This window comes from Enterobacter cloacae complex sp. P27C (assembly GCF_014895705.1).
Classification (GTDB): domain Bacteria; phylum Pseudomonadota; class Gammaproteobacteria; order Enterobacterales; family Enterobacteriaceae; genus Enterobacter; species Enterobacter bugandensis.
This window is the reverse complement of record NZ_JADBQB010000003.1, coordinates 190765-206683: the sequence shown is the minus strand read 5'-3', so window position 1 is coordinate 206683 and position 15919 is coordinate 190765. Positions and strand designations below refer to the sequence as shown.

Here is a 15919-nt window from a genome sequence, read left to right as displayed (position 1 = left end):
ATTAATTGTTCCATGCATTATTATAGGGCTGCATTTGGGTCATCTCCTGCCAGAGATTTTCATCCCAGTTACTGGTTACATCACGATAATAGTCAGGAGCCTGTTGGGACAGTGCCAGGAATGCAGCCATCTTCGGAGCCATCCAGAAACCTTCTGGCTGCACTAATCCATGCAGCGCAAATGCAATACGATCTTCCTGGGTCGGCAGTCCACATATCATCGCCTGCACAAGCAATGCATCTATTTTGCGACTGCTCTCCTGGCGCTGCGCCATATCGACATTGGGTGGCAATTTTTCCAGGGCAAGGTTTATCTGCCCACAACGCTGTAATTGCGCCAGCGGAATTTCTGTTTGGTCTCCGGGCTGGCAAGAAACTCGAGCCGGGAAAGCCAGTGTGTGCCACTCTCCCTCCAGCCAGAATGTCCAGTACGGTATTTCCTGGGCGGGTAGATGGTTAAACAATTGCCATGGGCTCAACATCCAGTGCAGATGAAACAACACTCGTGGATCGTAATAACGCAGGATATGTCCCTGTTGGTTTGTATCCTTTAAAAACAGCGCATTCACCAGCAGATTACGTACAATATTTGTTGGGCGTGGGCTGGACAGTAAAAGGACACTCGTCGGCGGTGAAGTTGGATCTGCGCATCGCGAAAGGTCAGCCATCAACGTCCTCCACTCAACAGATGGAAGCTCATGCAACGGTATCAGCCACGGGTAAAGATGGGCTTGTGGTGCCAGCATCGGCGAAACCAGTTCGATAAGCGGCCAGCTTTCCGGCAGTTCTGGCACCCGCATACGGTCAATAACTGCATATTGATGGTCCGCCAATTGCAAAGGCTGCTCCAGGTAATTAATCATCAGTCGTCCTTAGCTCAACGGTATGGTCGCATCACCCTTGCCTGAAGCTTCTGAAGCCATGGATTCGCAGGCGGTAAATTTCGGATAGGGAACGTCCAGTTTCGCTGGCCCCGCATAGTCAAAATCAGCACTTTTTACTTTAAAGCAACCATTGGTGCCGTGTTCAATTTTGGCCGGTTCAATCGTCAGATAAGAACCACCGCACTGCACGGTAATTTTCTTTTTCGCCGAGATAAGGATTTCATCTTCTGTACTGGTAATGGTTAATCCTTTCGCTGCTGTAATTTCAACCCCGTCAGTTTGGGCCTGCATTTCGATTTTCCCTGCCGCCGCAATCAGTTTCATTCCCATCTCATGTGCAAACACCACCACTGCTTTTTTAGCAACTAAGGCAATACGTTTTAGCGCTGATATTTCCGTATTCCCACCTGCAGTTAATATCTGATTCTGGTTAGCACTGAACTGAATATGCTGAGGCGTGGAAAGTGCAATTCCCGCTGGTGCACCCGCCACAATCACAGGCTGTTGCAGGGTATCCACACTTTGCTGTAAGAAACTTTGTTGTGTGTCATTATCCAGTGAATCGATATTTGCAGTTTCCAGGAGACTGGAGAGTGATTCAGCCAAAGACAGGGCGTCGGATAGCTGGCGCTTAACCGCTGCCATATCCAGCACCTGGCCCTGCGCCTTCGTCTGACCGTCCGCCGAAATGAATATCCCTTTCTGCGCACGGATGGCACCCCAGCTGTCCGTCCGGAGCTCAAACCCCTCACCGCGCTGCTGTTTTTCGCTGTCGACCAGGTGACCCAGATTCAGCTGGCTCTTGCCACCGTACTCCGTGCTGACCTTGATATGCTCTTTTCCGCGCTCATCATCGAGGCGGATTTTGTTGTTCGCCGGGGTGCGCAGGACGTTGCGTTTGTAATTCTGGATAGTGACGTGGTCGCCGTGCGCCGAGTCATGCAGCACGCCGGCAATGTACGGCCGGTCCGGATTGCCGTCCTCAAAGCCGACCGCTACCTCGGTGCCCGCCAGCAGCGGCAGGTGCAGGCCGTAAGTGTCCCCGGCATACGGGCGTGACTGGCGCACCCACAGGCTTTCGAATCCCGTCTCCCAGCTGTCACGATCAAACAGCATGTTGACGCGGTAGCGCCCGTCCTTATCGATATGGCCGTAGGTGTCATTTTCAGTGGTACTGGTGACGCGGGCCGGCAGCGTACCGGCCATCACCGGACGTTCTCCCGGCTCGGGGCGGAAGCTGAAATCCGGGCTGTCCGGAATACCGTCAAAACGAAGGCTGAAGTCTTCATCCCGCCGCGCGTGGGTCTGCATCGCCGTGATGACCACGCCCTGCGCAAATACCTCCGCCACTTCATACCCGCCGGTGACTTTGAGCAGCATCCCCGGAGAGAGCGCCGGACTGCTGGTGATGGCCCGGGTCCGCGTCTGGCCGTTCAGGTAGCGCTCGTGCCGGATGCGGGCATAAAACGCCCCGGACTCGGGTGCCGGATTACGCTCATACGCGCTACCCGGCGTCAGATAATTGTCGGCATAGTGATACGCTTCTCCGTACGTGGTCGCGTCCCCCCGGGTGACGTCAACCAGCGTATTCATATCCTCTGTGGCCTGACGGTAGTTGTAGTCCCGGGTGCTGACCTGCTTCTGCACCACGTTGTGATGGCTCTCCATCCCCCACACCGAATCCACGCCATGCGAGTGCTGGCCTGACGGCGGCACCGACGGCAGGGTCAGGCCTTTCTCGTACCCCTGCTGGCTGTCGTAAAACTCCACCACGTCGATGTTCAGGCGCGTGTCGGTGGTGAAGCGGAACCAGATACCGACCTCACCCAGCAGGCGGGTGATAAAGTGCAGGTCATTCTCGCCGTACTGCATCACCTGCTCACGGCGCGGATACTCTTTAGTGAGCGAGAACAGAAAATCCTGGCCGCGCATACCGTGACGTTCGCGCAGGATTTTTTCCACGATTTGCGGGACCGACATGTCCTGGTAAATGGCGTTCTGGTGCGAGCGGTCGAGCAGCGCCAGGCGTGGCCGGAGCGTCAGGGCATAACGGGTTTCGTCTTTTGATGTGCTGAGGCGTTCAAAGCCGGTCACCACCCCCTGAAGGGTGCGCACGGCCTGCTGCACTCTGATGCCGTAACCCTGGTCTACCGGGGCCTGCAGCGTCAGGGAAGCCCCTTTCATCAGCATCATCTCTTTGCTGATGGCGTGGTTACCGCTGGTGAATTCAATACGGTAGCGGAACGGTGTGCTCAGGGCTTCATCGCCTTCAAACGCCAGCACGTCGAGCGCGGACTCACAGCCTTTCACCGCCAGCAGGTGGTGGTTATGGCTGAACCTTAACGGAGGATTATTACTCATGCGTCCACTCCCTCCTGAACGTCAAATTCCAGGCCAATGCCCTCTTCTTCGCTCCAGCTCAGGTGTAACGACCGTGGTTTTTGTCTGTCGGCCATACGGGTCAGCAACTGCTGGCTCAGCACCGGCAGAATTTGTTGATTCAGCAGGCTGTCGATATTGCGCGCCCCGGTATCCGGCAGCAGGCAGGCGGCGGTCAGGGCGTCATACAGGCTCTCATTAATCTGCGTGGTCAGGCCGTAGTGGCGATGCAAGCGCTTGCTAACCTGTAACAGCTTCATTTCCACGATGGTACGCATGGCCGCTTCCGCCAGCGGACGGTAAATCACGGTCTGGAAGCGGGCCAGCAACGCGGGCTGGAAGTGGTCACGCAGGATCGGACGCAGTAGTTCGTGCAGATCGCCTTCGGTGGATTCAGGTTGTTCGTCCAGCAGCTGCATCAGATGGTCGCTGCCGAGGTTGGAGGTCATCAGAATAACGGTGTTACGGAAGTCGATTTCACGCCCTTCGCCATCACGCATAAAGCCACGGTCGAACACCTGGTAGAACAGGTTCATCACGTCGCGGTGCGCCTTCTCCACCTCATCCAGCAACACCACGCTGTACGGTCGCTTACGCACGGCTTCGGTGAGAATACCGCCCTGACCGTAGCCAACGTAGCCCGGAGGGGAGCCCTTCAGCTGGGAAACAGTATGAGGCTCCTGGTACTCGGACAAGTTGATGGTAATCAGTGATTTTTCACCGCCGTACATCACGTCCGCCAGAGCCAGGGCGGTTTCGGTTTTCCCCACCCCACTCGGGCCCACCAGCAGAAACACGCCCTGAGGGCCATTCTCGGAGGTGAGACCCGTTTTTGCCGCACGCAGGCGCTGCGCGATGGCCGCGAGCGCCACATCCTGCCCGACCACACGTTTGCCAATTTCATCTTCCAGGGTAAGCAGTTCGGTCTGCTCATCTTTCATCAGTGATGACAGCGGAACGCCTGTCCAGTCAGCAATCACATTGGCAACGGTGCGCACATCCACATCTAGCGAGAGCAGCGGGTTGCTGTGCTGCATGCCGTGCAGTTCCTGCTGCAGCGCGTGCGTCTCGCTCTGACGGGAGATGTCCTGGCGGCTTTCCAGCAGTTGTTCGGTGAGTTTCAGTTCCTGCCCGTATTGAGTTTCAAGCTCGTCGAGAACAACGATAAGATCGTTCTCTTCCTGCTCAATGACGGTCAGGCGTTCACCATGGCTCTGATTGCCGACAGCAATATCTTCCAGCAGTGCCTGCTTCTCCATTTCAAGAGAGGTGATCTGCGAGCGAATGCAGGTCAGCTGCTCCGGCACGGTGTCGAGGCTCATGCGGACGCGCGCTGCGGCGGTGTCGAGCAGGTCAACTGCCTTGTCCGGCAGCTGGCGACCCGTCAGATAGCGGCGAGAAAGCGTAACTGCCGCGCGCACCGCATCGTCGGTAATGTGCACGCTATGGTGCTCGGCGTAGCGGGATTTCAGACCGCGTAGCATCAGGCAGGCGGTGTCATCGTCGGGCTCATCCACTTTTACCATCTGGAAGCGGCGCTCCAGTGCGGCATCGCGTTCAAAGTACTGCTTGTACTCACTCCAGGTGGTGGCCGCGATGGTCCGCAGTTCGCCACGCGCCAGCGCTGGTTTCAGCAGGTTCGCTGCATCGGCGCCGCCTGCCTGGTTGCCTGCGCCAATGATGGTATGCGCTTCATCAATAAAGAGCAGGACAGGCACAGGCGATTGCTGCACAGCATCAATGACGTTTTTCAGGCGCTGTTCAAACTCACCTTTCACGCCCGCGCCGGCCTGTAGCAGGCCCAGGTCGAGGGTACGCAGAGTGACCGTTTTCAGGGATTCAGGCACATTGCCCTCGGCAATACGCAATGCCAGACCTTCAACCAGTGCGGTTTTCCCCACGCCCGGCTCGCCGACCAGAATCGGGTTGTTTTTGCGGCGACGAGAGAGGATGTCTACCATCTGGCGGATTTCTGTGTCACGGCCAAACACAGGATCGATCTTTCCTTCCTTCGCTTTGGCGGTGACATCAAGGGTGAATTTATCCAGCGCGTTCTGCAGCGCAGGACTCAGTTCCCCCTCTTCCATTTCCTCACCAGCCGGACGCCCGACAAACTCCACCTCACCGCCGTGGTTCTGTGCCAGTTCAGCTTCGCGCTGCATTTCCGGACGCTCATCCGATTGCGCATCCAGCAACGGTCTCAGGCGCTCCAGCTGGCTCTGCCCAAGCGTTAACAACGGCCAGAGGCCGTCACAACGAGCCAGTTTTGGTTTTTCCACCAGCGCCATCAGCAGATGGACGCTGCGAATGTGCTCTTCACCATTGAGTGAGGCCAGTAGCCAGGCTTGCTGCATCAGAGTCTGGATGTCTTCTGAGAGCTGGGGCCGATGGCGCACGGAACGAGGTTGTTTATCCAGCCAGCCGAGCAGATCCTGCCAGATGCCATCCATATCCCACTCGTAGCGGCGTGCCAGCACAGTGAGATCCCCCTCGCCTTGCTCCAGCAGCTTCAGCAGCCAGTGCTCCGGCAGAATTTCGGCATGGGCACGGGTCTGGCAGAGCGATGCCGCCCCTTCCATCGCGCGGGCGCAGTAAGGGTTCAGACGACGTAACAGGATGGCTGGATTTTCCATGAGATTCTCTCTTTGTCGGTTCCTGGACACGCTACCGCCCCTCGCTGTTCACCAAAGCGCATAAGGTCAGGCAGGCAGGTTGTATTTTCTTTGCTGAGCGCCCGCGTCTCAGGCGCTCAGCAAAAAACTGCGGGCAGGAAAAACCTGCCCGCATCAGGATTACGCGGTGGCGCGTTCGTTCCAGGAATCGGAATGAATGATGTTGCCGTCTTTGTAGGTCCAGGTGATTTTTTCGTAACGCAGCTCGATCTGCTCAAGGTGGTTATGCTTCTCGAAAGAAGGATCCTTGATGTCGTGCATTACCGGGTTCACTTTCACCACCTTGACGTTTTCAAGTTTGGTGTTGAAGTACTCCACTTCCTGGCCCGCATCGTTGATTTTGTACCACTTGAACTGAGCGGATTTCAGGGTCTGACCCGTGGTCACCGCCTTGTACAGGTACGGGCTGGAGGAGTCGATTTCCTTAGTGAACAGGAACGGCGTGTGGATACGGGTCCCGGTCAGCTTGCCGGTGTTGTTATCGGTCGGGATGTACAGGTTGTGCTGCTGTGCCACCACTTCGATGCTGCCTTCACGATCCTGAACGTCCACAGACCCTTTAATGTCCGCGCCGCCGTCGTCCTTCAGCCAAAGATAAACAGGAATTGCCATGTTAATTACTCCGTTTTATTTTCTGAGACGCCATCATCCTGCGATGACGCCGGGTGTTTGCCGGGTATCTGACAGGCATTGGCCTGCGGTACCAGACTGATTTCGACACGACGGTTGAGCGCCCGCCCTTCCGGAGTGTCGTTGGTTGCGGCAGGACGGCTTTCGCCATAGCCCTGTACCGCAAAACAGCTTTCCGGCACGTCGCCGGTGTCACGCATCCAGTTGCGTACCGCTTCGGCACGTTTCAGGGACAGCGTCTGGTTCAGTTGTGGATTGCCGGTGTTATCGGTATGCCCTGACACAACAATCAGCCAGCCCGGTTTTGCTTTGATACCGACCAGGGAATTGACCAGCAGCTTCGTCGAACCGGGTTTAAGGTCGTATCTGCCGGTATCGAACAGCGACATGCTGTCGAGGCGCACAATTTTCGGTACTGGTTTGGGCTGCGGCTGAGGTTTGGGGGGCGGAGGAACATACGAACGGATGGCCTCCAGCACCGGCATCCGGAGTCGCTCCCCCTGATAAAGCCCCAGGCCTAATCGGGCCGGTACGCCGTTACGCGCCTGGTCATCCAGCAATGCCGCATCCTTGTGCAGGACGGCAACGGCGTCGGCTTTCGGACCGTAGTCATCCATAGAAATGCGATCGTAACGGACAATATCGAAGCTCACGCGATGCAATAGCTGGCGATTATTCCAGCCACTACAAAGCAGCGCGGTGATAGCAGCCAGGGTGAAAATGCCAAGGACGCAGCGCCAGGTCCGGGCACGGGGAGTGAGTCCTCCCCCTTCCGGTAGCTGTGGCAGGATGAAATCCGGAAGTGGGGAGATCACCGTACTGTCCGTTCCCACTGGGTGCCAGCCAGACACCTGCTGCATGGCGGTATGACGCGACAACCACGCCGTCCAGGCCGATGACGCAAGGCTTCCGGCAAGAATCGGCCCCATTCCCCACAGCATTGCTGCAGGTGCAATGGCCGGAACATCAGGATTATCATCGATGAATACCGCCTGGACATGCTGATGGAACCAACTCATCAGGCTATTCATCAGCACCTGCTGCTGCATCACAGGCGCACCGCCGGTGGTGACCCATGCGGCAATTGAACAAGGCGCATTCGACTCACGCCAGACAGTCCACCCTTCACCCGGAATAGCGGCCTGCCAGAGCATGTCATCCGTCATCGCACTGCCTATCTGACCATTCAGAATCAATGGCACAGAATGTCCCGTTTCTTTACGCAACTGACTAATTTGCCAGCGCAAAGCCAACAGACGACTTGTCAGGGCTTCGCTGTCGACATGTTTCTGCGGACAGACACTGACCATCACCGACAGCTGACGCCCCCAGTCCGGGCGCTGCAACAGTACCTGACGGGCCACCTGCTCCAGATCCTGATGATCCTCAACGCGGATCCAGCATCCCTGCGTGACGGTCAGTACCGGTGACTGTTGCGGCCAGGTCAGAGGCATATCACCACAAACCAGCACCACAGGTTGACGGTAAGTGGTTTCAGGAAGGTCATCCAGACGCAGGCTGGCGTCATGCTCCGCACGAGGTCTGGCGATATACCAGAACGCGACGATAACCCCGATCATCGCCAGCAGAACGAGCACTGAAGCCAGCCGGGATAACGGCAAAAAAGCCAGGCATACCACAGCACTCAGCAGGGCGGCCCACAGCGCAAGCCCGCGCTGTTGTACAGGACTCATTTTATGACTCCCGGCAACAGGGTCAGCAGCATCTGATCGAGCCATTGATCCAGTCCCCACCAGAGCGCGGCAAGAACAATCACGCTCAGGCCGATACGAGCGGGCCATGACGCCAGCCAGCCTCCCGTCCCCCGTCCGGTGCGACTCTCTGCCAGAACAGGGTGAGTCTGCGGATAGCTGAACGGCGTAACACGTTCATTGAGGGCGCTGACCAGCTTCTGACGCTCAGGATCGCTTAGCGAGCGGTAACTACCCAGAAAACCGAGCATCATTACCCGCTGAAAGCAGGTCAGTACGGCATTGTCTGGTGCAGGTTCACGCAGCACATCGCGCATCCTGTCACACAAGGTGTCACCGGCATCCATCGTGCCGAGGAAGTGTCCCTGCAAAGGAATGTCATACCACTGCACACAGGCATCATCCTCTACACCGCGGCCTTTTACCGCTTCATCAAGCAATGCACATTGTGCAGTGAGGATATGCCTACAGCTGGCTTCATCGAGCTCACTCGCTTTTAGTTCACGCTGAACGCGCTCTACATCAGCGATACAGCGTTCCCATAAGACCCGACCTTCACCTTCCTGAAACAGCGGGCCATGGCGAAGGCTGATGACCTGAAGCCAGGTATCCTGCAGCAGTGCGTCAATATCAACAGGCACGGCAATGCCGCGTTTACGCTCACTCATGTTCTCAGTACCGCAAAGAGTTCAAGTTCAGGCTCACCAAGCATGCCCGGGACGTAAAACATGCATGTCCCGCTCTGGAGCATTTCGGCCGCCAAAGGATGCGAGAGGTCGAGACTGAAATACTGATTTTCCAGGCGCAGCGGAATGGCGGCTGGCACATGACGCAGCGGCATCAGCGGTACACCCACGCGGGATGAGTTGACGATCCCACGCACATGGTCAGGACTGCCCACTTTACACTGGCGCGGGAACTGTTCCTGCAACTGCGCCACCGGTATCGGCGACCGTACAGAAAGATAGTAATCCGCTCCTTCGCGCAGACGCGGGTCATGCAGGCGAGCCTGCCAGAAGTGCAGTCGTGGGTCATAGTCGAGCGTCAGAGCCACCACGCGGGACGGCAGACTGGCTTCAAGCAGATCGCTAAGTAAATCAAACAACGGCGGAAATACCGCGTTGAGTTGCTCATGATGCCAGACCGGAATGGCGTTCACCTGGTGCTCCAGAGAAAATGTCAGCAAGCTCCCCGCCAGGCGAGAAAGCTCCGGATACAGACGTTCCGGTGGGCTTTGCAGGTTACGCTGGAACTGACCAAGCACGGGCTCTGCGCTGTTCAGCGCGTTGAGTAGCCAGAAAAGCGATACATCTGCCACGGCAAAGTCAGCCATACGCTCATTGCTTTCGCGCCGCATTGCCATCAGACGACAGAGTCGAGCCCGCAGTTGGGTCATTAGCTGTTCCAGTTGCGTCACCAGCCAGCGGCTGCCATGAATGGTCAACAGAGGGGGGAGAAACGTCTCATCTAATTGCCATGCACCCTGCGAATCTTGCTGCAGGCGGGCGACCGGACAAGTCAGATAATCGCTGTTGTTCTGATGGTCAAAACGCAGCGTCAGTTCCGGTTGCATCACCGCAATCTGACGGGTGTCTTCCCCAAATGCATTGCGCACATCCCGCCAGCGCTGGCGATAACGCACCGGGCGCTCGGCCACTTCATCGGGTTTAAGGCAGTTACCGCCATTCGCCCGCAGAAGCGGAAGCGCCAGCATCACCGTCACTTCCTGCGATTCACTTTCAAGCGACAACACAGGCGGCAGAGAATCTGCATTGTCTGTATCAATCAGCGTTCCGTCCTGAAAACGGACATGCAGATGACGGGCCTGGAGACGTCCAAGCTTGAGAGATTCCGGTTCGAAAGTGGCGTCAATGACCCCCCAGGGTGAGATGAGTCCCAGCCGGGCAATACATTCGGCAGACCAGGCCGCATACGCGACCTGTTGCTGAAAATGCTGGGGAGAAACCATAATGCCCCTACCCCATAACGGTTGTTCCGTTTTCATCGGCTTCCTGCCTGTTTTTACGATTTCGCTTTCGGCATCTGGGAAACCAGCGACAAATTGACGTCCATCCCTTCCACCTGGAAGTGCGGGATAGCGTACAATTTCACGCGGAAGAAGCCCGGGTTGTCCTCAATGTCTTCCACCACTACCTTCGCGTCACGCAGTGGGTGAGACGCCTGAAGTTCATCGCCCGGATCGGTCATTTCGGTCACCAGGCTGCGGACCCAGGTATTCAGTTCCAGCTCAAGCAGTCGGCGATCCTTAGTGGTGCCAATGTTTTCGCGCTGAATCAGCTTCAGGTAGTGGGCGATACGCGACAGCAGGAAGATGTACGGAAGACGCGCATTGATGCGGCTGTTCGCCGTTGCATCTGCGGTGTCATACAGCGCCGGTTTCTGCGTGGAGTTAGCCGAGAAGAAGCAGGCATAGTCGCGGTTTTTGTAGTAGGACAAAGGAATGAAGCCCAGATTCGCAAATTCGAATTCACGGGTTTCAGGAATCATCACTTCGCTCGGGATTTTTACCTGATTGCCAGTACCGAGATCGTACAGATGGATAGGCAGGTCCTGAACCGCACCACCAGCCTGTGGCCCACGGATCTGTACACACCAGCCATTATTGATAAAGCTGCGCACCATGTTGGACGCAAAAGCAAACGATGCGTTGGTCCACAGGTATTTGTCGTGATCCGGACCTTTGACTTCTTCGACATAATTGAAGCTGCGAACCGGAACGGTATCCGGACCATACGGCAAACGACCCAGTACGCGGGGCATCACCAGACCGATGTAGCGCGCGTCGTCCGTATCGCGGAACGATTTCCACTTGATGTACTCGGCGCGGTCAAAATAGTTACCAATATCTTTAATCGCCGCAACGTCTTCCATTGACTCCTTGAGGAAGAATTTCGGGCCTGCCGAGCCGATAAACGGCATATGTGCCGCAGCAGAGACTTTAGAGATATTGCGCAGCAGAGCGACATCCTGCGCTGAAGCGTCGAACTCGTAAGCGGAAATCAGCGCCGCAATCGGCTCGCCGCCCGGGGTATCATATTCGTCGATGTAGGTGTGTTTATACAGACCACTCTGGATCACCTCCGGACAGTCTTCAAAGTCCTGGCGCAGGTCTTCTTTAGACATACTCAGAAGCTCAATTTTCACATTCTGGCGAAAATCGGTTTTATCCACCAGCGACTTCACACCGCGCCACAGGCTCTCAACCGCCTGAAATTCATCATGGTGCATTACAGCGTCCAGCTGGCGGCTGATCTGAAAATCAAGCTCAGCGATATGGTGATCAATCAGGCTTTTATCCAGTTTTTCGACTTTCGAGCCTGCTTTGGTCAGACACTCCAGAAAGACCTGCATACCTGCAGTCAGACGTTCATCGGCGGTGGCATCCGACATCGCCTGCGCATCTTGCCAGATATCCAGCGCGCTCAGCTCAGAGACCGGGCTCAGATTGATTTTCTCAAACAGGGAAGCGTAAACCCCACCCGCTGCTGGGCGCTCCAGCACCACGCTTTCACCGCCAGTAATATTATTTTGTACAGACATGAGCATTCCTTGATTAATCCGTTAAAACAGCCTGATGGTTAGGATTTTTTTGACGCCAGTGCGGATAATTCATTTCGCAACTCAGCGCTAAGCGACTGGTCAAGAACGATTTTTTCCAGCTCTTTTCGGAAAGTCTGGTTGTCCAAAAGGTTGGCTTTCAAATCACGGAGCAAGTTGCGCATCGCCAGCATCGCCTTCAGTTGCGGTATCTGAGCTGCCACCTGCTCTGGCGTGAAATCTTTCATGCTCTGGAAAGTCAGCTGAATGTTGTCCTCACCGCCATCATCAGCCAGCGTATTTTTAACGGTCAGATTAACTTTTGGGGAATATTCGGAAAGAACGCTATCAAAATTGTTCTTCGTGATATTAACCTTTTCGCGCTCAAATATTGGCGCTGTGTCCTGCCCATTACTAAAATCACCCGCAACAAGCAATTTCAATGGTAATTCCATTTTCTTGCTTGCTCCGCCAGTATGCAGGTCAAGCTTTAGGTTAATACGTGCCTTAGGCACTTCATTCTGAAAACTGTCAGCCATCTCATCATCCCTCTTTGGTTTTGCTATGCCAACTTCACGGTATCGCGTTGATGCGCAATCATAGAATAATGATCGACAGAAAATCAAATACGCAGATCATTAACCCGCAATGAGAAATTTCTTAAGAATTTTCCGCTAAACCATTATTGTGTAATGCCCTGCCAAGCCAGAAAAAGAAACTACTCTTTACGAGCAAACCAAATATTTATGTCGTTAAAAGGATCGCAGCCAGTGAGATACTTATAAAAACAACTTATTTTGATTTGCATCACGACACTTTGTCAAAAAAGCATGAATTAACTGAAAGAAGCTATTGAGGGACGCAAAAAAGAAGAGACGAAAGAAGTATGAAAAGTGAATATTTTATTGATGGCATGAATAATATATAAGATTTTTCCTTATGAAAATTCTTATTTATTATATGTAGTAAAAAATTCATTTTCGGATACTTAAGGAGTCGTCAATCATTAATACCGTGCTTGTTCGTGAATTGACTTTATCCTTGCGCAGAGGCTTCTGCTCGCCGCGCAAGAAGGAGGGGTGCTCTCAATGCGGCTGTTTATAAAATCTGTAAAATCAAACACCTCCTGAATCGTCGCTTTTTTAATCAAAAACGAGTCATAGCACATAACGTATAACGGTGCTACATTACGCCGCCCACCCAAATCAGCAGTGGCCAGGTAACGCCGTAAAGTTCGGTAAAGCCTGCAACCATCACCTTGAAGAACGGTCTTATCGGCACGTCGTATCGCACACGCTGCGCTACCTTTACAGGCTTCACATAGGTTTCTCTATTTTGTCTCAATCCAAATTTCAACGCGCGTTTTTACACCCGCGTTACTGGTTTACATGGTTTGGTCTTGGCGTTCTCTGGCTGCTGGTACAGCTCCCCTACCCTGTGCTGCGTATGCTGGGGTCGAAACTGGGCAGCGCATCCCGCTATTTCCTGAAGCGTCGCGAATCTATCGCGCGTAAAAACATCGAGCTTTGCTTTCCTCAGTACAATGCTGAAGAGCGCGAAAAACTGATCTCTGAAAACTTTAAATCCATCGGCATGGCGCTGCTTGAAACCGGCATGGCCTGGTTCTGGCCGGATGAACGCGTCCGCAAGTGGTTTGATGTAGAAGGACTGGACAACCTTAAACGCGCTCAGCTGCAAAAACGCGGCGTGATGGTTGTTGGCGTGCACTTTATGTCGCTGGAGCTGGGCGGGCGCGTGATGGGCCTTTGTCAGCCGATGATGGCGACCTACAGACCGCACAACAGTGCACTGATGGAGTGGGTTCAGACGCGAGGCCGCATGCGCTCCAATAAAGCGATGATCAGCCGTAACAACCTGCGCGGTATGGTCGGTGCCCTGAAGAAAGGTGAGGCCGTCTGGTTTGCTCCTGACCAGGATTACGGACGCAAAGGCAGCAGCTTTGCCCCCTTCTTTGCCGTGAAGGATGTAGCGACGACCAACGGGACTTTCGTCATTTCGCGTTTGTCAGGTGCCTCCATGCTGACCGTGACGATGGTGAGAAAAGCGGATAAGTCAGGCTACCGTCTGCACATCTCTCCGGAAATGGCTAACTATCCGGAAAACGAGTGTGAAGCGGCAGCGTTTATCAATAAGGTCATCGAAACTGAAATCATGCGCGCACCGGAGCAATATCTCTGGATGCATCGCCGTTTCAAAACGCGTCCTCTTGGTGAAGCCTCCCTCTATATTTAAGCCCTGCATGAAGGTTAGTTTCGCTAAGAAACTAGCCTTTTCAACCACCTGTCATCTCACTGCAAAACCGTCTTTGATGGCGTCGCCCAAAGTGAATTTATTGCGCTGTGAAATCAAACTGTCGCCGTTCCACGACACTCGTAAGTGGCGGAAATTATTTAAAAAAATCCCTCTTGTCACCCCTCATTTTTAAGCGTACATTAGCGCCGTCTGGCACCAGGAAAGCACAGAATTCTGAGCGGGAATCATCGGCGTAACGGGAAAATTCTCATTTCTGTTTAGCCGGGATTTCAGTTCTCTATAATCAGTTGGACTCTGTTTTTAAATGCGTACCACAAGATACGCGGAGCGATGAAACGTGAAATATTTCTTTATGGGCATTTCGGTGATCGTTTTAGTCTGGGCCGGAACCTTTGCCCTGATGATCTAGTGAGAACATGCAGTCAAAAAAACAGGAGCCATTTGGCTCCTGTTTTTTTGTCATGAGGACACGGGGTTTTCAGCAACGCTCTTTGCTGAGAGCAGGCCATCGGCCCGGAACATACTCTTGATGCCCCTCACCGCCTGACGAATACGGTCGCTGTTTTCGATTAAAGCAAAGCGCACGTGGGTATCGCCATAATCACCAAAGCCGATACCCGGGGACACACACACCTTCGCGTCCTGCAGCAGCTTTTTAGCAAACTCCAGCGAACCCATCGCTGCGTACGGTTCCGGAATTTTCGCCCAGACGTACATGGACGCTTTCGGCATCTCCACCATCCAGCCAGCCTCATGTAACCCTTTTACGAGTACGTCGCGGCGACGTTTATACTGAGCAGCAATGTCGTGAACGCACTGCTGATCGCCCTCCAGAGCGGCAATAGCGGCAACCTGCAGCGGCGTGAAGGTACCGTAATCGTGGTAACTCTTGATGCGCGCCAGTGCACTTACCAGCGTTTTGTTACCCACCATAAAGCCAATACGCCAGCCCGCCATGTTGTAGCTTTTCGACAGGGTAAAGAACTCCACCGCCACGTCACGCGCCCCGGGAACCTGCATTATCGACGGGGCTTTCCAGCCGTCATAGACGATATCGGCGTAGGCTAAATCATGAACCACCAGCACGTCATAACGCTTGGCCAGAGCGACAACTTTCTCGAAGAAATCAAGCTCCACGCACTGGGCCGTTGGGTTCGACGGGAAACCGAGGATCATCATCTTGGGTTTCGGGTAGCTTTCGCGAATGGCACGTTCCAGTTCGTTAAAGAAATCGACGCCTTCCACCAGCGGAACAGAGCGAACCTGCGCCCCGGCAATCACCGCGCCGTAGATATGGATTGGGTAACTTGGATTGGGTACCAGCACCGTATCACCGTGATCCAGCGTGGCCAGCATCAGATGTGCCAGCCCTTCTTTCGAGCCGATGGTGACAATCGCCTCACTTTCAGGATCGATATCAACCTGATAACGATCCTGATACCAGCGCGAGATCGCGCGACGTAACCTGGGAATACCGCGCGAGGTTGAGTAGCCGTGCGTATCCGGACGCTGGGCAACCGTGCAGAGCTTTTCAACGATATGCGGTGGCGTTGGGCCGTCAGGGTTACCCATGCTGAAATCGATAATATCTTCGCCGCGCCGACGCGCAGCCATCTTCAGTTCAGCAGTGATATTGAAAACATAAGGGGGGAGACGATCGATACGCGTAAAACGGCGTTCAGGACTGAATTCAGCCATAGATTCCTCAGATTAACGTTAGCGCCCGGACCGTCCGAGCGACGCTGCCACCGATGTGGCGTGCTTAGAAAATAACCTGAAAAAAAACACCCTGTCGAGAGGGAAATGAAAAA

13 protein-coding genes and 1 pseudogene are annotated in these 15919 nt (G+C 54.5%); 2 read left to right on the top strand and 12 right to left on the bottom strand.

Annotated elements, in window-relative coordinates:
- Position 1: 1 nt before the first annotated feature.
- The 11 genes and pseudogenes from IM291_RS07180 to IM291_RS07135 form a co-directional block, all read right to left on the bottom strand.
- On the bottom strand, positions 2–862 hold the full coding sequence (locus IM291_RS07180; RefSeq protein WP_192986447.1) for a DUF4123 domain-containing protein: 861 nt from the start codon (positions 860–862) through the stop codon (positions 2–4).
- 9 nt (positions 863–871) lie between these two features.
- Positions 872–1528 carry a DUF2345 domain-containing protein gene (locus tag IM291_RS22095; RefSeq protein ID WP_370528517.1) on the bottom strand — a complete coding sequence of 219 codons (657 nt, stop codon included), beginning with the start codon at positions 1526–1528 and terminating at the stop codon, positions 872–874.
- A pseudogene (gene vgrG / locus IM291_RS07175) lies at positions 1525–3244 on the bottom strand (type VI secretion system tip protein VgrG); the annotation flags it as partial. The pseudogene vgrG and the gene IM291_RS22095, both read right to left, overlap by 4 nt.
- A complete protein-coding gene (gene tssH, locus IM291_RS07170; protein WP_049000925.1) occupies positions 3241–5895 on the bottom strand; it encodes a type VI secretion system ATPase TssH in 2655 nt (884 codons plus the stop codon). The pseudogene vgrG and the gene tssH, both read right to left, overlap by 4 nt.
- 159 nt (positions 5896–6054) lie before the next feature.
- On the bottom strand, positions 6055–6546 hold the full coding sequence (gene hcp, locus IM291_RS07165) for a type VI secretion system effector Hcp (protein ID WP_192971236.1): 492 nt from the start codon (positions 6544–6546) through the stop codon (positions 6055–6057).
- A 5-nt stretch (positions 6547–6551) separates the two neighbouring features.
- Complete coding sequence (locus IM291_RS07160; protein WP_048959739.1) at positions 6552–8258, bottom strand: OmpA family protein; 1707 nt, start codon at positions 8256–8258, stop codon at positions 6552–6554.
- The gene (tssL, locus tag IM291_RS07155; RefSeq protein ID WP_041908837.1) at positions 8255–8944 is read right to left on the bottom strand and encodes a type VI secretion system protein TssL, short form; all 690 of its coding nucleotides are present in this window, start codon (positions 8942–8944) and stop codon (positions 8255–8257) included. Before tssL ends, IM291_RS07160 begins: the two co-directional genes overlap by 4 nt.
- Positions 8941–10281, bottom strand: a complete 1341-nt coding sequence (gene tssK, locus IM291_RS07150; protein ID WP_049000934.1) for a type VI secretion system baseplate subunit TssK — start codon at positions 10279–10281, stop codon at positions 8941–8943. The genes tssL and tssK overlap by 4 nt, the downstream gene beginning before the upstream one ends.
- A gap of 17 nt (positions 10282–10298) precedes the next feature.
- Complete coding sequence (gene tssC, locus IM291_RS07145) at positions 10299–11843, bottom strand: type VI secretion system contractile sheath large subunit (RefSeq protein WP_049000936.1); 1545 nt, start codon at positions 11841–11843, stop codon at positions 10299–10301.
- Positions 11844–11875: 32 nt separating this feature from the next.
- Positions 11876–12373, bottom strand: a complete 498-nt coding sequence (tssB, locus tag IM291_RS07140; protein WP_041908834.1) for a type VI secretion system contractile sheath small subunit — start codon at positions 12371–12373, stop codon at positions 11876–11878.
- Between the two features lie 643 nt (positions 12374–13016).
- Positions 13017–13154: a hypothetical protein gene (locus IM291_RS07135; RefSeq protein ID WP_162196518.1), complete on the bottom strand. Its 138-nt coding sequence runs from the start codon at positions 13152–13154 to the stop codon at positions 13017–13019.
- A gap of 12 nt (positions 13155–13166) precedes the next feature.
- Here IM291_RS07135 and lpxP point away from each other — a divergent pair, with 12 nt between their 5' ends.
- Together lpxP and ypdK are read left to right on the top strand one after the other, a co-directional pair.
- Positions 13167–14087: a kdo(2)-lipid IV(A) palmitoleoyltransferase gene (gene lpxP, locus IM291_RS07130; protein ID WP_028013977.1), complete on the top strand. Its 921-nt coding sequence runs from the start codon at positions 13167–13169 to the stop codon at positions 14085–14087.
- Positions 14088–14445: 358 nt separating this feature from the next.
- Positions 14446–14517 carry a membrane protein YpdK gene (gene ypdK, locus IM291_RS22090; RefSeq protein WP_099458937.1) on the top strand — a complete coding sequence of 24 codons (72 nt, stop codon included), beginning with the start codon at positions 14446–14448 and terminating at the stop codon, positions 14515–14517.
- Positions 14518–14567: 50 nt separating this feature from the next.
- On the opposite strand, the gene alaC is transcribed toward ypdK, so the two are convergent.
- Positions 14568–15806, bottom strand: a complete 1239-nt coding sequence (alaC, locus tag IM291_RS07120) for an alanine transaminase (protein WP_028013978.1) — start codon at positions 15804–15806, stop codon at positions 14568–14570.
- Positions 15807–15919: the final 113 nt, after the last annotated feature.